The 22,417-nt window shown below is 67.1% G+C and carries 15 protein-coding genes, 1 tRNA gene and 1 pseudogene; 12 read left to right on the top strand and 5 right to left on the bottom strand.

Annotated elements, in window-relative coordinates; genetic code table 11:
- Nucleotides 1-116: 116 nt before the first annotated feature.
- The 4 genes from ACMGDM_RS15740 to ACMGDM_RS15725 all read left to right on the top strand — a co-directional run bounded on the left by ACMGDM_RS15740 (nucleotide 117) and on the right by ACMGDM_RS15725 (nucleotide 4,883).
- On the top strand, nucleotides 117-569 hold the full coding sequence (locus ACMGDM_RS15740) for a peptidoglycan endopeptidase (protein ID WP_436805055.1): 453 nt from the start codon (nucleotides 117-119) through the stop codon (nucleotides 567-569).
- Nucleotides 570-917: 348 nt separating this feature from the next.
- Complete coding sequence (locus ACMGDM_RS15735) at nucleotides 918-3,008, top strand: GTA baseplate fiber-binding domain-containing protein (protein ID WP_436805054.1); 2,091 nt, start codon at nucleotides 918-920, stop codon at nucleotides 3,006-3,008.
- 118 nt (nucleotides 3,009-3,126) lie between these two features.
- The gene (locus ACMGDM_RS15730; RefSeq protein WP_436805053.1) at nucleotides 3,127-3,630 is read left to right on the top strand and encodes a DUF2793 domain-containing protein; all 504 of its coding nucleotides are present in this window, start codon (nucleotides 3,127-3,129) and stop codon (nucleotides 3,628-3,630) included.
- A gap of 131 nt (nucleotides 3,631-3,761) precedes the next feature.
- A complete protein-coding gene (locus ACMGDM_RS15725) occupies nucleotides 3,762-4,883 on the top strand; it encodes an OmpA family protein (protein ID WP_436805052.1) in 1,122 nt (373 codons plus the stop codon).
- Nucleotides 4,884-5,468: 585 nt separating this feature from the next.
- Here the strand turns inward: ACMGDM_RS15725 and ACMGDM_RS15720 are convergent.
- Together ACMGDM_RS15720 and ygfZ are read right to left on the bottom strand one after the other, a co-directional pair.
- Complete coding sequence (locus ACMGDM_RS15720; RefSeq protein ID WP_436805051.1) at nucleotides 5,469-7,616, bottom strand: TonB-dependent siderophore receptor; 2,148 nt, start codon at nucleotides 7,614-7,616, stop codon at nucleotides 5,469-5,471.
- Nucleotides 7,617-7,728: 112 nt separating this feature from the next.
- On the bottom strand, nucleotides 7,729-8,475 hold the full coding sequence (gene ygfZ / locus ACMGDM_RS15715) for a CAF17-like 4Fe-4S cluster assembly/insertion protein YgfZ (RefSeq protein ID WP_436805050.1): 747 nt from the start codon (nucleotides 8,473-8,475) through the stop codon (nucleotides 7,729-7,731).
- A gap of 55 nt (nucleotides 8,476-8,530) precedes the next feature.
- Between ygfZ and ACMGDM_RS15710 the strand changes: the two genes are divergently transcribed.
- From ACMGDM_RS15710 to ACMGDM_RS15700, 3 genes are all read left to right on the top strand, one after another.
- A complete protein-coding gene (locus tag ACMGDM_RS15710; RefSeq protein ID WP_436805049.1) occupies nucleotides 8,531-9,865 on the top strand; it encodes a dihydroorotase in 1,335 nt (444 codons plus the stop codon).
- Between the two features lie 254 nt (nucleotides 9,866-10,119).
- Entirely contained in the window at nucleotides 10,120-10,584 is a 465-nt protein-coding gene (locus ACMGDM_RS15705) for a MarR family winged helix-turn-helix transcriptional regulator (protein WP_436805048.1), read from the top strand.
- Entirely contained in the window at nucleotides 10,581-11,441 is an 861-nt protein-coding gene (locus tag ACMGDM_RS15700) for an SDR family oxidoreductase (RefSeq protein ID WP_436805047.1), read from the top strand. The genes ACMGDM_RS15705 and ACMGDM_RS15700 overlap by 4 nt, the downstream gene beginning before the upstream one ends.
- 147 nt (nucleotides 11,442-11,588) lie before the next feature.
- On the opposite strand, the gene ACMGDM_RS15695 is transcribed toward ACMGDM_RS15700, so the two are convergent.
- Nucleotides 11,589-12,347, bottom strand: a complete 759-nt coding sequence (locus ACMGDM_RS15695; RefSeq protein ID WP_436805177.1) for a DUF1134 domain-containing protein — start codon at nucleotides 12,345-12,347, stop codon at nucleotides 11,589-11,591.
- A 168-nt stretch (nucleotides 12,348-12,515) separates the two neighbouring features.
- On the opposite strand from ACMGDM_RS15695, the gene ACMGDM_RS15690 reads away from it, so the two are divergent.
- Together ACMGDM_RS15690 and ACMGDM_RS15685 are read left to right on the top strand one after the other, a co-directional pair.
- A tRNA-Ser gene (locus ACMGDM_RS15690) sits at nucleotides 12,516-12,605 on the top strand.
- A 311-nt stretch (nucleotides 12,606-12,916) separates the two neighbouring features.
- Nucleotides 12,917-13,213: pseudogene (locus ACMGDM_RS15685) on the top strand (DDE-type integrase/transposase/recombinase); the annotation flags it as partial.
- A gap of 256 nt (nucleotides 13,214-13,469) precedes the next feature.
- Here ACMGDM_RS15685 and ACMGDM_RS15680 read toward each other — a convergent pair.
- Nucleotides 13,470-15,731: a TonB-dependent receptor gene (locus tag ACMGDM_RS15680; RefSeq protein ID WP_436805046.1), complete on the bottom strand. Its 2,262-nt coding sequence runs from the start codon at nucleotides 15,729-15,731 to the stop codon at nucleotides 13,470-13,472.
- A 205-nt stretch (nucleotides 15,732-15,936) separates the two neighbouring features.
- Between ACMGDM_RS15680 and ACMGDM_RS15675 the strand changes: the two genes are divergently transcribed.
- Nucleotides 15,937-17,460, top strand: a complete 1,524-nt coding sequence (locus ACMGDM_RS15675; protein ID WP_436805045.1) for an alkaline phosphatase D family protein — start codon at nucleotides 15,937-15,939, stop codon at nucleotides 17,458-17,460.
- Nucleotides 17,461-17,936: 476 nt separating this feature from the next.
- On the opposite strand, the gene ACMGDM_RS15670 is transcribed toward ACMGDM_RS15675, so the two are convergent.
- Nucleotides 17,937-19,058 (bottom strand): carbohydrate porin, encoded by a 1,122-nt coding sequence (locus ACMGDM_RS15670; protein ID WP_436805044.1) that lies wholly within the window; start codon nucleotides 19,056-19,058, stop codon nucleotides 17,937-17,939.
- Nucleotides 19,059-19,233: 175 nt separating this feature from the next.
- Here ACMGDM_RS15670 and ACMGDM_RS15665 point away from each other — a divergent pair, with 175 nt between their 5' ends.
- Complete coding sequence (locus ACMGDM_RS15665) at nucleotides 19,234-21,114, top strand: methyl-accepting chemotaxis protein (protein ID WP_436805043.1); 1,881 nt, start codon at nucleotides 19,234-19,236, stop codon at nucleotides 21,112-21,114.
- Nucleotides 21,115-21,166: 52 nt separating this feature from the next.
- The gene (locus ACMGDM_RS15660) at nucleotides 21,167-21,391 is read left to right on the top strand and encodes a hypothetical protein (protein WP_436805042.1); all 225 of its coding nucleotides are present in this window, start codon (nucleotides 21,167-21,169) and stop codon (nucleotides 21,389-21,391) included.
- Nucleotides 21,392-22,417: the final 1,026 nt, after the last annotated feature.

The following is a 22,417-nucleotide window of genomic DNA, read 5'->3' as shown; positions in this document are numbered from 1 at the left end:
GGCTCAGGGCCGGGATGACGACGTGCAAGAGCGGCGCAGAAGTCTCGCGAACGCGGCATCACGGCGGAGCGATCGTGGGCGACGAAGCCAGCAAGAGGTTTTCCACGCGGGGTGACATGATGACGACGTGCGAGCCAACTCGGGAGCCGATCGCGGCACCGGCGGGGGCGCGCGTGCTCGCCGGCGCGCGGCTGACGCTGGGCGTGCGGTTCCGTGCGCAGGGACGCGATCCCGCACTCGGGCTCGACTGCGTCGGCGTGGTGGCGACCGCGCTGTCTCGGGCGGGTGCGGCAGTGGGGGCGCTGCCGGGCGGTTATCGGCTGCGCTGCGGCGTGCTGCCGGCGCTGACGCTGCCGCCCGAGCTGCGCGCGTGCGACGGCACGATGCCGGGTGACGTGCTGCTGCTGCGCGTGTCGCCGGCGCAGCTCCACCTCGCGGTGCGCAGCGAACGCGGCCTGATCCACGCGGACGCCGCCGCAGGGCGCGTGGTCGAGCGCCCCGGCGAACCGCCCTGGCCGCTGGTGATGGCGTGGCGCTGGGCGGGAGGGGAGCGCCCGAGCGAAAGGTAGCGCGACACGTTACCCTCACCGTTTCAGGTCTGCCAAGCGCCGGGGGCATGATCGACCCGGTACGGGAGGGAGGCGCGCAGCGCCGGAAGGGCGAGGGTGGCTTCGCAGGAGGGCGTGACGTCCGCCCGTCTACCCCCTCGAAGGTCCGCCGATCATCCGTTCCATCTCCCGCCTACCTCCTCTCAGGAGATCGTTGCGCGATTCCCGCTGGGCTCCTGCGGAGGCAGGAGCCCAGGGTCGCACGCGCCACAAGGCGCTGTCCTGCTCGGCTCCGGCTTTCGCCAGAACACGGTCACCACACGTGCAGCTTGGGCCATCTCGCAACGATACCTTCCGACGGAGCTCCTCATGGCCACGCTCATCCTCTCCACCGTCGGCCGCGCAATCGGCGGGCCGATCGGGGGCGCGATCGGCGGTCTCGTCGGTCACCAGCTCGACCGCGCGCTGTTCGCGCCGCGCCGGCGCGAGGGCCCGCGCCTCACCGACCTGCGCGTGCCCACCGCGACTTATGCCGCGCCGCTGCCGCTGCTGTTCGGCACCACGCGCGTCAGCGGCAGCGTGATCTGGTCGACCGAGCCGACCGCGACGCACCATGCCGCGCACGGCAAGAGCGGCGCCGCCGCGACCGGCTATGCCGCCTCGTTCGCGGTCGCGCTGTCGGCGCGGGCGATCCTCGACGTCGCGCGGGTCTGGGCGGACGGGCGGCTGCTGCGCGGCGCCGCGGGCGACTGGAAGAGCGCCACCGGCTTTCGCCTCCATCGCGGCACCGAGGACCAGCTCGCCGATCCGCTGATCGCGGCGCTCGAGCCGGACGCCCCGGCGTTCCGCGGGCTGGCCTATGCGGTGTTCGAGCAGTTCCACCTCGCCGACTTCGGCAATCGCCTGCCGGCGCTGTCATTCGAGGTGATAGCCGACGCCGCGCCGGTGCGCGTCGGCACGATCGCGCGCGCGATCGGCGCCGGTGCGGTGGTGGGCGAGGGGCCGGACGATCCGGTCGACGGCTATGCCGCGGCGGGCGACAGTGTCGCGGGCGCGCTCGCGCCGCTCGCCACCTTGTGCGGCGGCTGGTTCGTCGCCGCCGCGCGCGGAGTGGCGCTCGCCAACCGCTGCGGCGATGCGCTGCCGTGTGACGATGCGATCGCGCGCGAGACGCTGCGCCGCCCGGTCGAGACCGTCCCGCGCGCGGTGACGGTGGCGCATTATGACGCGGCGCGCGACTATCAGCTCGGTGCGCAGCACGCACGGCGCGACGGCGCGGGCTGGCGCGAGGAGACGGTGGAACTGCCCGCGGTGGTGACCGCGCCGCGCGCCGCCGCACTGGCGCGCGACACGCTGCGCCGCGCCGACCGTGCGCGCACCACGCGCAAGCTGACGCTCGACGCGCGCGCCATCGCGGTGCGCCCCGGCATGGCGGTGCGGCTCGCGGGCGAGGCGGCGGCGTGGCGGGTGACGCATGCGCGGTTCGAGCAGCATGCGGTGACGCTCGAGCTCGCCGCGCCCGACGAGGGTTCCGCCGGCGAGGCGCCCGCGGATCCCGGCAACGCGCGGCGCGCCCCCGACGTGCCGGTCGGCACCACGCTGCTCACGCTCGCCGAGCTGCCGCCGCTCGACGATGCGCTTGCCGCGGGCGAGCAGCTCGCGGTGTTCGCCGCCGGCAGCGCGCCGGGGTGGCGCCGCGCCGCGCTGCTGTGGAGCGGCGACGGCGGCGCGAGCTGGGACGCGGCGGGGGACACCGCGCCCGCGGCGGTGCTGGGGACGCTGGCCGCGCCGCTCGCCCGCGCGCCCGCGACGCTGGTCGACCGCGGCGGTGCGATCGAGCTGCTGCTCGCGCATGATGAGATGACGCTTGAGGCGGCGACGCCCGCCGCGATCGACCGCGGTGCGAACCTCGCGCTGGTCGGCGAAGAGCTGGTGCAGTTCGCCGAGGCGCACCAGATCGCGCCGCGGCGCTGGCGCCTCGCCACGCTGTTGCGCGCGCGCCGCGGCACGGCGGCGGCAGCCCATGCGGCGGGCGCGCGCTTCGTGCTGGTCGATCGCACGCGGCTGGTCACGCTGGCGCTGCCCGGTCTGCGCGCGGGTGACCGCGTGACCGTGCTCGCGGCGGGGGTGGGCGACAGCGCGGCGGTGACGGCCACCGTGACGCTCGACGGCAGCGCGCTTGCGCCGCCCGCGCCGGTGCATCTGTGCGCAGCGCGGGCGTCAGACGGCGGAACCTGGCTCCGCTGGGTCCGCCGTAGCCGCTACGGCTGGCGCTGGGACGACGGCGCGGTGGCGCTCGGCGAGGAGCGCGAGACCTACGTCGTCACGCTCGACGACACGCGCCGGCTGGTCACCGACGTGCCGCGGCTGCTGCTGCCGGCGGGGCACGAGGTGCGTCGCGTGGCGGTTCGGCAACAGGGCACGCGGGCGCTGTCGCGCGCGGCGGAACTGACGCTGTGACGGGGCGGCGGGGCAGCCCTTTCCCGTCGGGAGAGAGGACTTGTCACCCTGTTCCAACGACCGCCACGCCCCTCGCGGCGCCGCGCGACACCATGACCAACACAACAGGAGCGACCCGATGAGCGACGACACCACCGCGCGGCTGGCGCTGCCGCTGCTGGTGACCGGCCAAGCGCAGAAGGAGGAGACCCACAATGAGGCGCTCGCGCTGATCGACTGCGTCCTCGGCGGTGCGGTGGAGGAGGTCGGGGTCGAGGAGCCGCCGGCCGCGCCCGGGCCGGGGCAATGCTGGATCGTCGGCGCCGCGCCGCACGGCGCCTGGGCGGGACACGCCGGCGCGCTGGCGGGCTGGACCGCGAGCGGCTGGCGCTTCGTTGCGCCGCGCGAGGGACTGTGGCTGTGGGACCGCGCGCGCCAGCAGCCGGTCGGCTACACCGCGGCGGGTTGGGAGCGCGGCGTGATGCGCGCTGCCGCGGTGATGATCGCGGGCGAGCAGGTGCTGGGCGCGCGTGCGCCCGCGATCGCCGATCCGGGGCAGGAGGGCGACGGTGACGCAGCGGCGCGCGCCTGCCTGGCGCAAGTGTTGACGGCGCTTCGCTCCCATGGACTTATCGCGCGCTGACCCAACCTCACATGATGAAGGTGCTGTGGCAATTGCGCAACAGGCCCGACGATTTGTCAGCTTGTTCGGAAACCAACTAGCCGATAGTGAGTTTGCGCTGTCCGTAGTGACACCATGGAAAGGGGATTATGATGCGTAAGCTAGCCATGATCATGGCGCTTGCCTCCACCGCCCTCGCCACGCCCGCGCTCGCGCGCGACAAGGCGTGGTATGTCGGCGTTGAGGGCGGCGCGATGATCGTCGAGGATATCGATTGGGATATCCGCGGCGCCACGACCGCGCTGAACGGCACCGGCACGACCGACTCGAAGTACGGTTGGGATGTCGACGGCATCGTCGGCTATGACTTCGGTGCGTTCCGCCTCGAGACCGAGGTCGGTTATCGTCGCGCGTCGGTCGACAGCTTCCGGACCACCGCGGCCGTGCCGATCAGCGGCACCGCGACGGTTCCGGCCGGCACGTTCGACAACATGGGCGGCCGTACCTCGGCGCTGAGCTTCATGGTCAACGGCCTGCTCGACTTCGGCGAGGACGACGGCCTGCAGGGCTTCGTCGGCGGTGGTGCCGGTGTGGCGCGGGTCCAGGCCCGTCTCGAGCCGACCAGCTCGTACACGCTGCTCGACGACTCGGACACGGTGTTCGCCTGGCAGGCGCTCGCGGGTATCCGCGCGCCGCTGACCGAGAACATCGACGTGTCGCTGAAGTATCGCTTCTTCAACGCCGACAACGTCAAGCTGTTCGACGCGCGTGGCAGCAACTATGACGGCCGCTTCCGGTCGCACAGCCTGCTCGGCGGCGTGACCTACAACTTCGGCGCTCCGGAGGAGGCTGCTCCGCCGCCGCCGCCGCCGCCGCCGCCGCCGCCTCCGCCCCCGCCGCCGCCGCCGCCGCCCGAGGTGGTCTGCTCGCCGGGTCCGTTCATCGTGTTCTTCGAGTGGGACAAGTCGGACATCACCCCGGAGGCCGCGTCGATCCTCGACAACGCCGTCACCCAGTATCAGAACTGCCAGAACGCGCAGGTCATGCTGGCGGGTCACGCCGACCGTTCGGGTGCGGCCAAGTACAACGTGGGGCTGTCGCAGCGCCGCGCGGACTCGGTCAAGGCGTACCTGACCTCGAAGGCGATCCCGGAGAACGTGATCAGCACCGAGGCGTTCGGCGAGAGCCGCCCGCGCGTCGACACCGCCGACGGTGTCCGCGAGGTGCAGAACCGCCGCGTGGAGATCACCTACGGTCCGGGTGCGGGCCAGTAAGGTCGATCGCTACGGCGAACGAGAAGGGGAGGTCGGCGCGAGCCGGTCTCCCTTTTTTGTTGGGGTTGACGGAGCGGGCGCGCCGCCGGCGCGTGCAGCCGATGGCCGTACGGCGCGGGGGTTAGGACGCGCAGCGCGCGGGCGGGCAGCATTGGCCAGTCGGGAAGGGGCGTTGCCGCCAGCACCCTGTCTCGCGGGAGCGCCACCTCTCCGCCCATCCCCCGAAGGCATGTCGCTGCCACAACTCTTCGGTCATCCCGGACTTGTTCCGATCGACCGTGCGGCGAACTCTAAAGCGATGCGTCTGCGGAGGCGTGGATCCCGGACCCGGTCCGGGATGACGGAAGGTGAGGAGCGTTCCGAGGCGTCGCAGGGGAACCCAGAAGAGAGGTGAATGCGCTTATCTCATGCGCTCCACAATCAGGCACGACGTTGCTTCGCAGGATCTGGAACCGAGCCCTGTAGTTCCGCACAAGCGACGCCATGCTTGCGCGGCACAACGGAGCCCGGGCCAAGCCCTAATCGGCCGTGACGAGGTGACGAGACCCCGGCATGGACGCAGGTCTCTCATGTGGGACCTCGAAGTCACCAGCGTCGGCGGAGCTCCGCGAAGACGCTGCGCGGGGCGCCGGGGAAATTGCCCGCCTCCTCGCTGAACCCCGAACTGGCATAGACCGTATCGAGCAGGTTCTGCGCGCGCAGCATCAGCTCGGTCCGGCCGAATTGTCGGGTGAGCGTCGCGTCAAGCGTGGCATAGGCGCGCACCGGCTGGCCCGAGAGATTGAGCCGCGGCCAAACATAATCGGCGCCAAGCGCGACCGCGCCGTCGAGCGCGGCAATCTGGTAGCGCGTCCATACGCCCAGCGTGTGCCGCGGCGCGTTGGCGAAGCGCGTGCCGATCGCATTGGTCATCGCCTGGCCCGCCACGCTCCCGGTCACGCGCGCGTCGTTATAGGCATAGTCGAGCAGCAGCAGCCAGTCGCGCGTCAGATCGGCGGTGAGGTCGATCTCGCCGCCGCGGCTGGTCACCGCGCCGATCGGCCGCAGCTGATCCTGTCCGTCCACCCGCGGCAGCGTGGGGTCGACCTGGAGCGTGTTGCGGCGGACGATCCGGTACAGCGCCGCGCTGGCTTGGACGCGGCCGTGCCACGCCCGCGTCTTCGCGCCCGTCTCCCATTGCGCGCCCGTGACCGGCGCGAACGGGCCACCCACCGTGCCCGCCTGACTGGCACTGGGCTGCGGCTCGAAGCTGTTCGACCAGCTGGCGTACAGGCCGAGGTCATCGCCCCGGCGATAGAGCGCTCCGGCGCGATAGGTCAGCCGCGCGTCGCCGTAGCGGGAGCGGCGCGCGGACTGCCCGGTGGTGGCGGTGGCGAGCGCGTCGGCGAACCGATCGTAGCGCACGCCGCCGACCAGCTCGACGCCGGGCAGCAGCGTGACGCGATCGTGCAGATAGCCGCCGGCGCGCCGGCTGCGTGCCGCGGTGAGTGCGAACGGCAGCCGCGCCGCGGCGGCACCGTCACCGCTGGTGGTGCCGTAGCGCGGCCGCGACAGGCTTAGCGGCGCGACATTGCGGCGCAGGATGCGCGATCGGAAGTCATTGCGTTCGCGATAGCTGTCCGCTCCCGCCTGTAGCGCCTGGTCGAGGCCCAGCACCGTCAGCGTTGTCGCCACGTTGGTGGTGAACGACAGCGCCTCGACGCGACGGCGCTGGTCGCGGAACTCGCGCGCGACCAGATCGGGGTGCGCCGCAAGCAGCCCGATCGGCTCGTGATAATGCTGCGTCTCGGTCGAACCGATCGCGCGGACCGCGGCGTCGATGTGCAGCGCGGCGTTTGCGGCGGTGGCGTAGCGCGCCTGATAGGCGTGCGCGTCGAGCATCAGGGCGTCGTCCGGCTCGGCGGCGTTCCAGCGCCGATCCGCAAGGAAGCGACCGCGGGCATCGACCGGCACGCCGCGCAGCCGCTCGCCGAGGCGGTGGTGGTCATACACGGTGGCCTGGAGCGTCAGCGCGCCGTCACCGTCGGGGCGGAGGGTGAGTCCGCCGTCGCCGATCGCGGCGCGCTCGCGCTGGTTGAAGCGGAAGGGCGCGACCGTCTCGACGAAGCCGCCGAGCCGGTACAGCATATGGTGGTCACGGTCGACCGCGCCGCTCGCCTCGGACGAGAGGCCGGCGCGACGGTGGTCGCCGATCGTCGCCACGCTGCGCAGCGACGGGGTGTCCTGCGGCTGTTTCGAGACGTAGTTGATCACGCCCCCCGGGGCACCCGGGCCGAAGAACAGCCCCGCCGGTCCCTTGAGCACCTCGACGCGGCTGATCGTGAACAGCTGCGGTACCGAGAAGCCGATGAAAGGGTTGCCGCGCTGCCCGTCGAAGAACGTTTGGTCCTGGCGGAAACCGCGGAAGGTGACGCCGCCATAGCTGAACGGCGTCACCCCCGAGAGGGTGCGGTAGAGGTCGGTGACGTCGCGCGCGCCCAGATCCGCGATCAGCGCTCTGTCGATCATCTGCACCGATTGCGGGATGTCGAGCGGATCGTCGCTGCCTTTGCCCACGCTGGTCCGGTCGGTGCGATAAAGCCGCTCGGCGCGGTGGGTGACGATGATGTCGTCGCGCGCGGTCGCGTCGGCGGTCGATGCGGGCGTCGCAGCGACCGACTGCGCGGCGGCGGGGCGTGCCGCCGCGCCGGCAAAAGACGCCGCGACCAACGCGATCCACCCAGTCCGTAGCATCACCCCATCCCCAAGCTGCGAGTGAGTCGCAGCTAGGCGGGTCGGGGTGGGGCGCACAATCACGCACGACGCGCAATCACCGCCCCGGGTCAGCGGCTCGCGCCGCGGCGCCTCAGGCGTCCGCCGTCAGCGCCGCCTCCAGCCAGGCCGGACGCAGCGCGTCGCCGAGCGCCTCGACACGGCGCAGCGTCACCATCCATCCGAGGTCCGGATAGGTGGCGCGCGCTTTCGCTTCGTCAGCGGCGAGCGGCGCCACCACCAGCCGGCGGTTGACCTTGCTGCGATGGTGCATCCGCGCAGTATTTTCTTGGCCGACGTAGCAGCCCTTGGCGAAGCTCACCCCGCCGAGCTCGCGCGCGTTGCACTCGAGCCAGAGCGTCTCGGCGTCACCGAGCTCGCCGCGCCCCTCCGCCACGCCAAGCGACAGCCGATGCGCGCGCCATGCCGCGTCCGCCGTGCTCGCCCGGTCGTCCGTGGGCGCGAGCCAGCGCCAGCCCAGCGCCGCGAGTCGCGGGTCGGGCACGGCGGCGCGCTCCGTGGGGGCGGCGCGCGACCAATGCACCGCCAGCGCCTCCTCGGGCGCGATCGTGATGGCGCGGCGCAGCCGGTACATTGTCAACCGCCGCGCCAGCGCCTCACGCCCGTCGCGCTCGACGTCGAGCAGCACGTCGTCTCCGTCGGCCCAGACGATGAGATCGAACAGCGCCTTGCCCTGCGGCGACAGCAGCCCCGCCCAGCACGGCAGCGCGCCCGCCATGTCGTTGCTGAGCAGCCCCTGGAGGAAGCCGCGCGGGTCATCGCCCGCCAGCCGCAGCAGCGCGCGCTCGGCGAGCAGGGTGGCCGGTCTGGTATCGCTCATGCCGGCAAGGTAGGGAGGCGGCGCATAAGGTGAAAGTGCCGGAAAGGGCGACACGATGGCGAGCTATGATCTGCTGCTGACCGGCGGCACCGTCCATACCCCCGGTGGCCCGGTGGCGGCCGACATCGGCGTGACCGGCGGGCGCATCGTCGCGATCGGCGCGAGCGGCGACGCGGGGCGACGGATCGACTGCACCGGGCTCGACATCCTGCCCGGCGTGATCGACACCCAGGTGCATTTCCGCGAGCCCGGACTGGAGCATAAGGAGGATCTCGCGAGCGGCAGCGAGGCCGCGGTGCGCGGCGGCGTTGTCGCGGTGTTCGAGATGCCCAACACCAAGCCCAACACCGACTCGGCCGAGGCGATCGCCGACAAACTGGCGCGCGCGCAGGGCCGGATGTGGTGCGACCACGCCTTCTACGTCGGCGCCACCAATCATAATGCGCGCGAGCTGGCGGAGCTGGAGCGGCTGCCCGGCACCGCCGGCGTCAAGATCTTCATGGGCGCCTCGACCGGCGACCTTCTGGTGAGCGAGGATGCGCGGCTGGCCGAGGTGCTGGCGCACGGCGTTCGCCGCGTCGCGATCCATGCCGAGGACGAGGACCGGATGAACGCGCGCGCCGGCGAGCGCGTCACCGGCAATGCGTCGTCACACCCGGTGTGGCGCGACGACGAGAGCGCGATGCTGGCGACGACGCGGATCTTGCGGCTGGCGCGCGCGGCGCGGCGACGCATCCACGTGCTCCATGTGACGACGCCGGCGGAGCTCGAGCTGCTCGGGCGCAACAAGGACATCGCGACCTGCGAGGTGACGCCGCAGCATCTCACGCTGGCGGGCGAGGAGGCCTATCCGCGGCTCGGCACGCTGGCGCAGATGAACCCGCCGATCCGCTCCGGCGCGCATCGCGACGGACTGTGGCACTGGCTCAACCAGGGCGTGCCCGACGTGATCGGCTCCGACCACGCGCCGCACACGCTGGAGGAGAAGGGCAAGGAATATCCCGCGAGCCCGAGCGGCATGCCCGGCGTGCAGACGCTGCTGCCGTTGCTGCTCGACCATGCCGCCAACGGGCGGCTGTCGCTCCAGCGCGTGATCGAGCTGACCAGCGCAGGCGCGCAGCGCATCTTCGGGCTGGTCGGCAAGGGTCGGATCGCGCGCGGCTATGATGCCGACTTCACGGTGGTGGACCTGCGCAAGCGCTGGACGATCGAGGACCGGTGGCTGGCATCGCGCGCGGGCTGGTCGCCGTTCACGGGAATGGAGCTGACCGGCAAGCCGATCGGCACGATCATCCGCGGCGAGGTGGCGATGTGGGAGGACGAGCTCGGCGCCGCGCCGCAGGGGCAGCCGCTGCGCTTCGAGGCGACGCAATTTCCGGGCGGCAAGTAAGGGACGCGCGTAATGGGGGCGCTGCGTGATGCCAGCATCGCGGCGCCTTACATCGCTGACAAGGGGGGCGCACCTTCGCCAGCGTGAACAGCGGCGATGCTGGTTAGCGGTGACCGTCTCTGGCCGCGCCGCATCCCATTGACTCCATCTTCCTCCGCTCGCCGGAACCGCTTGCCCGATCGAGTGTTTGACAGCACGTTGTCGATTTGTCAGCAGGCTGTCCGATGCCGGGTGAGACGACGAACGTACGCGCGTTGGCGTTCGCGATCTTCGCGGCCAATGGGCGGCTGGTCAGCGCGGGAAACGACCTCGTCGCGCATCTCGGCCTCACCAGCGCTTGGTGGCAGGTGCTCGCGGCCTTGCGCTATGCCGCCGCTCCGCTTCCCACCGCGTCAATCGCGCGCAACATGGGCCTGGCCCGGCAAGGGGTTCAGCGCATCGTCGACGTCCTCGCCGAGCGTGGACTGGTCGAGTTCAAGGCGAACCCGCATCACCGCCGCGCCAAATTGGTGGTGCTGACCGAGGCCGGCCTGCTGGCGGTCGCCGCCGCCGAACAGGTCGTCGCTCCGCTCGATCAGGCCATCGTCGACCGGATCGGCGCGGATCGCCTCCGCGACGCGGTCAGGACGCTGGACGAGATGATCGACGTCATTTCGCAGCATGTCGACGCGCACGCCGATCCCTCTCCCCCTCAAACGTCAGAGGATGTGCCATCATGATCCTGGTGTCTGGAGCGACCGGCGGTATCGGCGGCGAACTATGCCGGCTGCTTGGTGACGCCGGCGTGCGGTTCCGCGCGCTGTGCCGCAAGCCATCGCAGGTAGAGACGTTTCGACGCAACGGCATGGACGCCGCGCTGGGTGATTTCGACCGGCCGGAGACATTGCCGGCGGCGATGCAGGGCTGCGACACGATGTTCCTGATCACGCCGCCCACCCCTGGACAGGTCAGCCAGGAGACCGGCGCGATTGACGCGGCCAAACGCGCCGGCATCGGAAGGATCGTGAAGATCTCGGCATCCGACAGCAACGTGCGGTCGCCGGTGCCCTGGGCGAGATCGCACGCGCTGATCGATCATCATCTGCGCGGGTCCGGTATCGGCTGGACGATCCTGAAGCCCACCGCCTTCATGCAGAACTTCCTGTGGTTCAAGGACCCGATCGCCAAGGGCTTCTTGCCGCAGGTCGCGGGCAGAGGATCGGTTTCCTGGGTGGATACGCGTGACGTCGCACGCGTCGCCGCCACCGTCCTGACGCAGCATGGCCATGAGAAAGCGACCTACTTTCTCACCGGGCCGGAAACGTTCGACATGAAGACGGCGGCGCTGCGGCTGTCGCAGGTACTGGACCGCAAGGTTCGGTATCTCGATCTGCCGGCGCCGGTGTTTCGCGCGATCCTTCGCCTGACCGGCAACTCGCGCTGGATGGCCGGCGGTCTCGTCGTGCAGTTCGACGATGTCGTGGCGGGACATCACGATATCGATCCGACCTTCGAGGTCGAGCGCCTCACCGGCACGCCCCCGCACGATTTCACCACGTTCCTTCGCGATCATCGCGCGCGTTTCACGCGCTCTTGACCGCAGCGCCGGTCGGGTCTGGCGCGCCTCGCAAGGCCGCCAGCGCGATCCGCTGCGCCGGCGGCCGTCACGCGACGACGGCTCCGCACCCTCGCCAGATGCTCCCCGGGCGACGCGCAGGCAGCGGACGCGCCCGCGCTCACCCGATCAGAACGGCAGCCATTTCGCGGTTTCGGTGAACTTCATGTAACCGACGTTGACGCCCGCGCGCCAACCCACTCCGAGCCGCACCGGGATCAGCACGACATTGCCCTTGCGCAGATAGGTCGCGGCGAAGCCGCCGACGAAGTACAGCCGCCCTTCGGCACCGGGGAAGCGCGTGAACAGATCGTGCGTGTCGTAGAGATTGTAGACCAGCACGAACACCTTGTTGGCGTCGCCGCCGACGTCGAAGCCGACCGACGGGCCGGTCCAATACACCGGACGTTGACCCTCGACCTTGTGCGTCATGATGCCCGAGCCGTAGCGCAGCCCGACCACGAACGCCCCCGACGCCTCGCGTCCGGCGATATAGGCGTTGGGCTCGCCCTGGTCCTTGAGGATCTTCTCGATGATTTGCGCGAAGCCCTCCGCACCCTTGCCGAACACGCCCTCGCCGGCGGCGATAAGATCGTCGCGCTTGTACGTCTCCGCCGCATTGGTGGTGGCGTTGGCGCGGGCGTCGCCGGCCGTGGGGGCAGGCGCGGGCGTCGTCGCGGGAGGCGGGGTCTCGGCAGGCGGCAACGGTTCGTCGTCGCGCTGCTGCGGCTCGGGCGCGCGTGGGGTGCGCACCGCGGGCTGGCCGCCGACATCATTGTCGATCGCGGCATTGGGGTCGATCGTGCGCACCTGCGCCGCGCTCGCGCCCGGTACGGCGAGCACCAGCCCCGCCACCATCATCGCGCCCCACGCGCCGCGCGCCATCATCCGCATCATCGTCATTCCCCACACCGGTGCCACAGCATAGCGACAGCACGCCTGTCGGGGCAATGAACGCCGCGGCGACCCGACTCCGCGACGCGCTACGACGATTCCGCGCGCAGCCCGGTTGATCGCGCCGCAGACGCTCGCTATAGCCGCGCCTCACGCCGGCCCGGAGACGTGGGTGAGTGGCTGAAACCAACGCTTTGCTAAAGCGTCATACGGGAAACCGTATCGAGGGTTCGAATCCCTCCGTCTCCGCCACCCAGTCTCAGATATTCGATCTCTCCTGCGGAGCAGGCCCAGAGTAGCGCAGTTCTGCGCCTCTTCACGGACCTTTGCGTCTGCGGAGAGCCGAAGGGCGCTGAAGATTTCTTGATCCACGCCGAGATTCTCCGCTTCTCGGGGGCCTAGTACCGAGTCGATATGACCGCCCGATTTGGACTCGCTGTCGCCACGCTGAGCGCCAGTTCGCTTACGGGAGGCGCTTTTGCGCAGTTCGCTGATAGGGGCACTTTCACAGGGATTTTTTCCCTGCTTCAGGGTTCGGGCGCGGTTCCAAGCAGCCGGCGACGCTCGGAGCGCCGGGCTTTTTCCGCTCCTACGGCGCTGCACTTACGGAGCTTGGCAGCCGCGAGAAGCAGGAGGTCGGTCGCTGGGCCAACAGCCGGAACGAGAACTCGCACCTACCGTTCAGGCGACGAGAGCGGGCGATGCTGCGGTCTCGGCAGATGCGAACGTTGCAGAAGTTTGCCTCGGTCCACGCCAACGTTCACAACCACTTCAATCACGAACGCCACCTCGTCGATCGCCAGACCTACAAGCAGCGCCGCTCCGCGGCGCTGGCAGAGTGGCAGGCGCTCGCCAGCTGACCCGCCGCGCCACGAAGGCCGGATTGCATCGTGTAGAGACGAGTTCGCGTCAGACTGACAGCACCCTCCTGACCCCAAGGCGAGACGTGGGAGCATGATGGTTCTGCTCGAAGTCATGACGTTTTGCTGGATCATCACGGTCGGTGTGACGTCAGAGCTGAGCGTGTATCCTTTGTTGTCCCGGAGAGCATCAGCACGGGGGACCTGACAACGGTTAGGCTGCCGATCGCAAAAGCGATCGTCTCAGCAGTCCATATCAGAAGCGTCGACGGACCGTTCCAAAAACCTGCCGCGGCGAACCAGCTTGCAACGTGTTGTTGAGCGACGACGCCGTGTTGAAGAATTGCCCCGAACCGAGCGCGGCGATGTAGCGCTCGTCCGTCAGGTTGACGGCGTTCACCTGGATTTCGACGCCGGCAAAGGTGCTGTTGGCCGGGAAGCGGTAGCCGATCGCGGCGTCAAACAACGTGTAGCCGCCCACGGTGACGTCGCCCGTGTAGGTGACGTTGCGCCTAGAGGTGTAGGCGCCGGCCACGTTCCCGAAGAACATGCCGTCGTCGTAGTTGATCTCGCCCTTCGCCAGGTGCGCCGGCGTGTCGACGGTGCGGACGCCCTTGGTCGCCACGAAGGCGGTGCCGTTGATCGTGTCGTCGTCGTACGTGCTGTCGTTGTACGAATAGGAGGCGATCAGCGCGAGCGGTTGAGCCAGCTGATAGGTCGCACCCACCTCAACGCCGCGGCTCGTCACGCTACCGACGTTCTGCAGAATGCTGGGATTACCCAGGATGTTCGCGCCGCTGAAGGCGGCGAGCAGCCGGTTCTTGAACTTGACGTCATAGCCGGCCACTACGCCGCGCAATCGGCCCAAGTCGAAGCGCCATCCGCCCTCGATCGTGCGCGACGTCTCCGGCTTCAGCGTGTCGCGGATCGCTTCGAAGCCAGCCTGGGTGGTACCGAACGGCCCGCGGAATGAGCTGATGAAGGCGCGCATGTTCTCGGCGTAATTGGCGAAGAGCTCCTGCCGGCCGATCCGGTAGGTCGCGCCGACCTGCGGCTGGAACCAGTCCTTGGCGGCGATCCGTCCGTTGATGAACGGCGTGCCGAACGTCGTCGTGATGCCGTTGGACACGCGCGTGCCCTTGAACCCGCCAGCCACGGTCAGTGCGTCGAGGATCTGCCAGCTGTCGCTCACGAAATATTGATTGGTCACGGTCGTGAGATCGGTCAGGAAATCGCTCCTGAACGCGTCGGTGAGGAAGGCAGTCACGTCGGGACGGTTCGTGAGGCTCGCCGCGTAATAGTTGCGATCGGTGCTCGCGCGATTGTCCTCGTGCCAGAAGCCGAGCTGGATCGTGTGCGCGCCCAACCGTGCGGACGCCTTCGCGATGCCGCCGTCGCGCTTGATCCCGTACTCCGTGGTGCGAACAGAGAGGGGGAAGCCGTCGGGCGAGAACACCGCGGGGGTGTAGATGCCGCCGCTGCCCTTGTCATAGTGGTGATAATAGGTCGCCGTCGCGTCGAGCCAATCGGAGACCGGCACGTCGAGGGTCAGTGCGCCAAGCCAGTCGCGACGAATGCCGCCGCTGTCGTAGTAGGTGTCGTTGACGTTGGTGTAGGGCGCGGGAAAGGCCGTTCCCGCGGCAGGGAAGGGCAACGCGCGATTGGCCGCCCGCGCCGTCTGGTTGGCGCTTACCTGCGACAGCAGGATAGCGGTGGCATAGTCTGGCCGGAGGAAATCTAGGTCGTAGCCGATGCTAGTGAGGGTCGCGGGCGAGAGATCGGCATAGTTACGCTCCTTGTGGAGCGAGTAGTTGAGCCAGCCCGTCAGCGACGCGCTGCCGATAGCCTGGACGATCTTGCCGTTCACCTTGGTGTCCGACTGGCTGCCGAAGCCCTTCCACTTGATCGCGTCATGGACAACGCCCGAGATCGACAGCTTCGTACCGGTCGGCAGCTCGCCGCTGTCTAGCCGGCCGTAGAGGTGCACGGTGTCGTACATGCCGTACGTCAGCGCTACCTCGCCGCTCGGCACCTCTGACGGTGTGCGCGACACGAACTCCAGGTTGCCACCGAGATTGCTGGTGGACGCGATGCCGAGCGAGCCCGCCCCCTGAGACACGTCGACCCGCGCGATGTTTTCAGCCGCGATGGCGCGGCTGACGTGCAGGCCGTTGTGGCCGTTGTAGAACATGTCACCCAGGGGGACGCCGTCGAGCGTGTATCCCATCTGGCTCTGGTTGAAGCCGCGCACAGAGAGGCGGGTGCCGAGTTCGTAGCTGCCGAACGGGTCCGAGCTCTGCAGCGCGACGCCTGGCAGGCGCGCAACCGCCTTCAGCGGCGAACTGCCTGGCGGGAGGATCCCGATCGCCTTGCGGGATACCGTCTGCTCCTGACGCACCTTGCCGTTGCCGTAGACGACGATTTCGTCGTCATGGTCTGCTGCACTCGCCGTCGGAGCATCGATGGCAGTGCCAACGGGATCGGCGGTCTGCGCCGAAGCATTTGCGGAAATGGCCATTATGGCGCTCGCCGAGGCGAGAAGAAATGTTTTCGGATCCATCTGGGTCCTAACTGTCCATGTCAGGGGTATTGCCGCTCTGGCAGCGTTCGTTGGCGTCTCGACTAGGAGCGGTTCGGGTCGCATCGATGACGGGGACGCTACGGAACTATGACAATCGCGTCCGTTGTCACGGGTCGGTCACGGTCCACGCTTAGGTCACGGCATGATTGGAGAAAACTTCGACTGGCATCGACGTGCCGTGCTCGGCGCGATGACTGCGTTGGCGGCGACGCCTGCAATCGCCGTCGATAACGGTGCCCGTGGCGACGTCGATCCGTTCGCGCTAGGGGTCGCTAGCGGCGATCCGGATGTCGACGGCTTCGTGCTTTGGACGCGTCTGGTCGGAGCACTTGCAGAGCCGTTGAGGGCAGGCGCTGTTGCAATCCGGTACGAGGTCGCAACAGATCCTGCCTTCCGGCAGATCGTGCGCGCCGGCCGCGGCGCCGCCCGTCCGGAGCGCGGACATGCGGTACACGTCGAGATCGTCGGGGTGCCTGCCGGAAGGCCTTACTGGTATCGCTTCCATGCCTTGGGCGCTACGAGCCCGATCGGGCGCGCGGCGACGGTACCGCGCACAGCGGATCGTTTGCGGCTGGCGGTCACGTCCTGCCAGCACTGGGAGCAGGCGCGGTTCGGCGTCTACCGGGACATCGTCGCGTCGGAACCTGACCTAGTGCTGCAACTGGGCGATTACATCTACGAGCAAAGCTACCCTGACCTGCCGACCGTCCGCTCGTTCAACGGGCCCGAGCCGCGGGATCTCGCCGGCTATCGGCAGCGTCACGCGCTTTACAAGACCGATCCGGATCTCAAGCTCGCGCATCGCGCGTGCCCCTGGATCGTGAGCTGGGACGATCATGAGGTGCTCAACGACTATGCCAACCTGGCCAATCGCGAGGGCCTGCCGCCGCAGCTCTTCGCGCCGCGGCGAGCAGCGGCGTACCAGGCATACTTCGAGCACATGCCGATCCGCCCGAGCCTTTGGAGAGGGCGTGCCACGCCGCGGCTATACCGCTCGGTGGATTGGGCTGATCTGGCCTCCCTGTCGGTGCTGGACACCCGGCAGTACCGGAGCTCGCCGCCCTGCGCTGCGCCGAGCATGGCACGAAACGTGCGGCTGGACGCCTGCAGCGAGGCAGCCGCGCCCTTCCGCACCATTATGGGACGAGCGCAGGAACGTTGGCTATCCGCCCGGCTCCATCGAGAGAGCCGTCCTTGGTCGCTCGTCGCCCAACAGGTATTCTTTGCACCACTGTGGCTGGACGGAAGTCGCCAGTCTACCTTCAGCGATCAGTGGGATGGCTTCGCTGCCAATCGAGACCGCGTCCTGGCCGAGTTGCGTCACCCAGCGGTCCACAATCCGTTGGTGCTGAGCGGCGACGTGCACTCCTTCTGGATCAATGATCTCGCTACGTCTGATGGCGTGCCGGTTGGAAGCGAAATCGTAACCTCAGCGCTTGGCGCCGCATCGCCGCCACCTGGACGGTTTGGGGACGTTGCACGCAACAATTCCCATGTGCGCTTCCACGATATCCAGCATGCTGGATGGGTGAGGCTTGACGTCGACCATCAGTCGCTGCGCGCCGATATGCGGATGGTCTCTGACCGTACAGTTGCCAGTAGTGAGGTGCGAACATGCGCAAATTTCGTTCTCGAGGCAGGATCCCGGGAATTCATAAGAGCCTGATTTTCGGTGAACGGAAAATTCTATAGTTCTGTAGGCGGTTGACCAGGTCTCGGCAGTCATCTTGTTCGTCGTTACACGTCCGACTGAGGTCGCGAAGGTCATCAGGCAGGTAATCGTGCAGCCAGCGAGCGCCCGTCAGGAACACCTGATCGTCAGCGTTAGCCGTGGTAGCAGGCGAACTTGGCAACGAGCTGAAATTTAACTGGTTGTTGATAAAGCGCTCGGTTCAGGCTTGCTGAGTGTCTACGGTCGATCAGCAGCTCGTCAGAGCAAGAAGGCGGTCGCCAAGCGGCCTGGCGCGAATGTGCAATCCGCGTCGCCGAAAGGCCGGGCCGATCATCAGCAATCGACCGTAGACCAGCACGTTCTACGTTTCATAGATTTACGAAGCTTGCTTGATCGCGATCAGCTGGATAACTTTCGGTCAAGACTGCTGCCAGGTTCAGCTTTCGGCAAGCGAAATTCAGCCCTCAGTACTAGCGAGCGCTCCCGAAGCCGATCGAGCATCTGAGACCGATAACAATCGCATCGCGCACGTATGGATCAGCGCCAGGATGGATAACGTATTGAACGTCTGGCTGAAGCACGATCCCGTCTGCAACCTCATCGGAAAACGTCAGCTCTATAATTGTTTCACTCGAAAGCAACATGTCATCGCCCACACCGGCGCTCAGTCGGTAATCCTTGGCAAGCCGGCCCTTGGCGGCCCCAAGGGCGACCGTCGCCTTTGGGCGGCCCAACACGGCGCGATCCAGTCGGGCTCCTACTTGCCAGCCACCTGTGAAGGGTGTTGTCACTCCGTCTGCGAGGCCCGCTCTGAGGAATGGCGTTAAAGAGGCCGATTCACTATCGCCAAAGACGGGGTACTCGGCGAGCATGTATGCTCCTTGTGAGAAGCTCGAGCCCGCGCCAGGAGAAGCAACGATCGGCTGCTTCTTCGTGTAACGCCATCCGCCAATCGCGAATTTGCCGGATCCAGTGACCCCAGCTTCTGCGATAAATAACAGCCCTGCTCTACCGCTCACGTCGATACCGTTCGCGTCCCCGATTGTGCCGGCCTCTGCATTCACAACAGCACCCTGGACGTAGTACGATGATCGCGCGAGACGAAGCCGCGCGGCGAGCGCTGTGGACGGGAAGGTGGATGGTCCGTTTGGTCCGCTCGCTGATAATTCTGAACCCATGCCAAATGGCGAGGCCACGAAGATCGTTGCTGCGTCGTTCGAGTAGAACTCGCTATTGAGGTCGTACAAGCCCGCGCGCAGCGATACGGACCCGAAACCGCGCTCTAACCACGCTTCATAAAGCCTTACGCCGGCGTCGCTCACCTCGATGTTATCGACACCCTGAATGGAACTCGCAAGTTCGTTAGGGCGTCCACCATGATTCTTCAGCAGATCGACGTGGGCCTCCAACGCGGTCAAACCAAGTTGGCGGTCAAGGTCCAAATCGAGCGTCAGATTGAGGTTGTCGAGAACACGCATACCCCGACCCGCTCCGCCATCGGCGATACCGATCACATCAACGGTGTAGCCGACGCCTAGTTGCAGCGGCGCCACCTCCTGTGCCGCTACGCACGGAGCGAAGGCAAAGGTCATCGCGGCGCAAAGAGATGTTCGTATGATCATGCTATAGCCTCGCTGGCTCGATAGCAGCGAGTCGTAAAGCAACCGTTCCTGATCTACGTCACGGCAAACTCTGTGATCCTCTCGTGTTTGCCAAGGAACACTATCTTAACCGGTGTTCTCCATCAGTGCACCATCGGTGTAGTGCGTGGATCAGATCGTGAAGAACCTTAGCATCGGCAAAAAGCTTCTCGGCGGCTTTGGAGCGTGCCTTCTGCTCCTGGGTCTCATTGCGGCGCTCGCGCTGTACTCGCAGGCGCAGCTTGCTGGCTCGCTCAACGAGATCGGCCGAGATCGCTTGCCGAAGGTCAACATGATCGCTGACCTCGACGGTCTGGTGTCGGATTACCGAGCTGCTCAGGGTGCAGTAGCAATCGCTCAAGCGCCTGCTGATGTCGCCAAGGCAGCTGCCGAGGTCACGAACGTCCACGAAGCAATCGAGGCGCGTCACGACGCACTGCAAAAGCTCCTTAGTCACTTCGATGCTATCGCATCACTTAAGACGTGGAAGGGCAAATGGGACGCCTTCGCTGCCGACGGCGATCGCATGGCTGCCCTCGCCGCTGCACGCCAGGACGCAGCCGCTGAGCAACTTTATAGCGGACAAAATGCGCGTGAGTATGAGCAGCTGACTACGGCTACGGCAGCCGTCAAGGATGTTCAGAGCAAGCTCGTTGAGGCTCGCATCGTTGCCGGAGAGAAGCTGGCCCAGGACGCTAAATTAACGATGTTTGGCTGCATCGCCGCTGCGGTGGTACTGGTTCTTGCGTCACTTGCTGTGCTCACGCGCGCCATAGCAAGACCGATCGGCTCGGTCACTGAAGTACTGGTTGCATTGGCGAACGGCCGATCCGACGTTCAGGTTGCCACCGATGATCGTCGCGATGAGGTCGGCGCGTTGAACCAGGCCACGGTCGGCCTACGTAACCAACTTGCGGCTGCCGAACGTGCCAAGCAGGAGCAGACTACACTGATCGTCAGCAGCGTTGGTAGCGGGCTCGACGCGCTCGCGCGCGGTGACCTCACGGCACGGATCGAGGCCGAGCTGACCGGTCCGTTTGCCAAGCTGAAGGACGACTTCAACAACGCGATGCAGTCGGTTGCGGGCACGCTCACCGCGGTCAACGCCAGTGCCGAGGGGATCACCAACGGTGCCGGCGACATCCGCCAGGCGTCCGATGACCTTTCGCGCCGTACGGAGCAGCAGGCCGCCAGCCTCGAGGAAACCGCGGCGGCCATGCACGAGATCACGACCACGGTGCGTGAAACTTCGGCTAACGCGACCCGCGCCAATGCGGTCGTGCTTGAAGCGCGTCAGGACGCCGAACAATCAGCGGACGTCGTCCGCCGTGCCGTCGAGGCGATGAACGGAATCGAGCGCTCGTCCAACGAGATCAGCGAGATCATCGCGGTGATCGACGGGATCGCATTCCAGACCAACCTGCTTGCGCTGAACGCGGGGGTCGAGGCGGCGCGCGCGGGCGACGCGGGCAAGGGCTTCGCCGTGGTCGCCTCCGAGGTGCGCGCACTGGCGCAGCGCTCTGCCGACGCGGCCAAGGACGTGAAGAGCAAGATCACCTCCTCGACCGAGCAGGTCGACGCAGGTGTCGAGCTTGTGGCGCAGGCCGGCGAGGCGCTCACCCGCATTACCGGTCGGATCGGCGAGATCAGCACGCTTGTCTCAGACATCGCATCGGCCGCCGAGCAGCAGGCGACGGGGCTGCAGCAGGTCAACACCGCGGTCAGCGAGATGGACGGCGTGACCCAGCAGAACGCCGCGATGGTGGAGGAGGCCACCGCCGCGGCGCGCAGCCTGGCGGAGGAGACCGAGAACATGTCGCGGCAGGTCAGCCGTTTCCGGCTGAGCGATCGTGCCGCTCCCGCATCCGGTGCGCGGCAGGAGGCGGCATCGTCGCCGGTTCACCAGCTTCAGGCACGCGCCGCGCATGCGGGTGCCCGGATCGCCGTTGGCGCACGTGCGAACCGAACGAGTGCCGCTGTAGCGCAGGACGATTGGTCATCGTTCTGAAGCGTCAAGCATCTAATCTGATTTGATCTGAGGTAATTTGCGGAGCCTTACCATGCCTCGCGACGTGCGCCGTAACCATCAGGAACTTGCGTCATGCCAGAGCCAGTTTCGAGCCATGTTTTCGGCCAGGCCGAATGACCTCGCAGAGCTTCTTCAGGCGCGTGTCTTTTTCTCGCATTTACTTCGCCGCTTCCTTGCGGAACAAGAGGGCATGCTACGCGACATGCTGATCAAGAGCTACACAGATCAGCAAGGGATCAATTACGCTCTTTTGTAGGCCACTATAGCGCGCACGTTCGAAAGTGGCCGCCTGCTACCATCCGCGCTAACTGGCAGGGCTATGTTAAGGATGCATATGCTTCAGACGAAATGCTTTCTTCACTAATCGCATGGGAAAAGCGGCAGCTTCTGCCCTTTATGGCGCGAGCTTGCGCCGCCTGAGGCGAAACCAGCCTTTGAAGGGCTCACGGGACCTATCGAAGGCTTTTAAATCAGCTGTTAGGCAGCACGATAGCTTTATTTCGAGGAAGTCGTTTAGTCGCTCTGTCACCACCCACAAGCCTGAAACCTTATCATGTCTCGTCAGCTCATCACATTTCAGCTCGGCGATCAACATCTGTGCGTCATACCGAGGACATGCAGCCGCTGCCCGACATGGGCGACGCGGCCGCGGCGCAGTTCCTCGCGGCCTCGCGACAATCGATCAGCGGCTGATCCTGGTGCTCGCGCTCGAGCGGCTTGTGGAACGCAGCGTAATGGCCGACCCCGCCTAGAACTAATCGCGTAGACCGGCCTTCCGCGTTCGGCCACAGCGAGCTGAATTGCCGTCTCGCGGGATGGGCGAGAGCGCTACTGGCGCAGCGGGTCCGCCCGCAACGCCGAGAGGTCAGCGCACTGCGCTGCTTGGAGGACTACACGCGGTTCCCGCTACCATAAGCGGTGTCAACTGTACCTAGCGCTAACAGAATCTTTTTAACTGGCGCGAGCAGCTATCGCGCTCGGCCTTCGCGAAAGCCGACGGTCTGTTAACCTGCCAATCTCGGCCATTCACCCAGGTCGCCAGGCCGGACTCACCTCGAATGTCATAGATTGGCAGGTCGGCTTCGGCGTTGGCCGGCTCATTCCGGCTCGGCCTGATGCGTCGCTTGCCATTAACATCGCGAAGGAGCGGCTCACAGATGAGTGCCGGAGCGACGCGACATCCGACGCATGGTGCTGCGCAGTGCGAAGGCGACCATCAAGGCCACCTCGGTTGGACGCAGCATTAGGTAAAATTTAGTGGTTGTCGTACGTCGGCGCTCTG

It is taken from the genome of Sphingomonas larreae (assembly GCF_051400595.1).
Lineage (GTDB): Bacteria > Pseudomonadota > Alphaproteobacteria > Sphingomonadales > Sphingomonadaceae > Sphingomonas.
The sequence above is the reverse complement of the archived record's forward strand: the minus strand, read 5'-3'. Positions and strand labels throughout refer to the sequence as shown.

Excerpts from the sequence above, each read along its gene's own strand:
- ACMGDM_RS15730 (WP_436805053.1), top strand. The coding sequence starts at position 3,127 with ATGAGCGACGACACCACCGCGCGGCTGGCGCTGCCGCTGCTGGTGACC.
- ACMGDM_RS15720 (WP_436805051.1), bottom strand. The coding sequence starts at position 7,616 with ATGCTACGGACTGGGTGGATCGCGTTGGTCGCGGCGTCTTTTGCCGGC.
- ygfZ (WP_436805050.1), bottom strand. The coding sequence starts at position 8,475 with ATGAGCGATACCAGACCGGCCACCCTGCTCGCCGAGCGCGCGCTGCTG.
- ACMGDM_RS15680 (WP_436805046.1), bottom strand. The coding sequence starts at position 15,731 with ATGGCCATTTCCGCAAATGCTTCGGCGCAGACCGCCGATCCCGTTGGC.
- ACMGDM_RS15725 (WP_436805052.1), top strand. The coding sequence starts at position 3,762 with ATGCGTAAGCTAGCCATGATCATGGCGCTTGCCTCCACCGCCCTCGCC.
- ACMGDM_RS15695 (WP_436805177.1), bottom strand. The coding sequence starts at position 12,347 with ATGATGGCGCGCGGCGCGTGGGGCGCGATGATGGTGGCGGGGCTGGTG.
- ACMGDM_RS15735 (WP_436805054.1), top strand. The coding sequence starts at position 918 with ATGGCCACGCTCATCCTCTCCACCGTCGGCCGCGCAATCGGCGGGCCG.
- ACMGDM_RS15670 (WP_436805044.1), bottom strand. The coding sequence starts at position 19,058 with ATGACCTTTGCCTTCGCTCCGTGCGTAGCGGCACAGGAGGTGGCGCCG.
- ACMGDM_RS15675 (WP_436805045.1), top strand. The coding sequence starts at position 15,937 with ATGATTGGAGAAAACTTCGACTGGCATCGACGTGCCGTGCTCGGCGCG.
- ACMGDM_RS15700 (WP_436805047.1), top strand. The coding sequence starts at position 10,581 with ATGATCCTGGTGTCTGGAGCGACCGGCGGTATCGGCGGCGAACTATGC.
- ACMGDM_RS15740 (WP_436805055.1), top strand. The coding sequence starts at position 117 with ATGATGACGACGTGCGAGCCAACTCGGGAGCCGATCGCGGCACCGGCG.
- ACMGDM_RS15710 (WP_436805049.1), top strand. The coding sequence starts at position 8,531 with ATGGCGAGCTATGATCTGCTGCTGACCGGCGGCACCGTCCATACCCCC.
- ACMGDM_RS15660 (WP_436805042.1), top strand. The coding sequence starts at position 21,167 with ATGCCTCGCGACGTGCGCCGTAACCATCAGGAACTTGCGTCATGCCAG.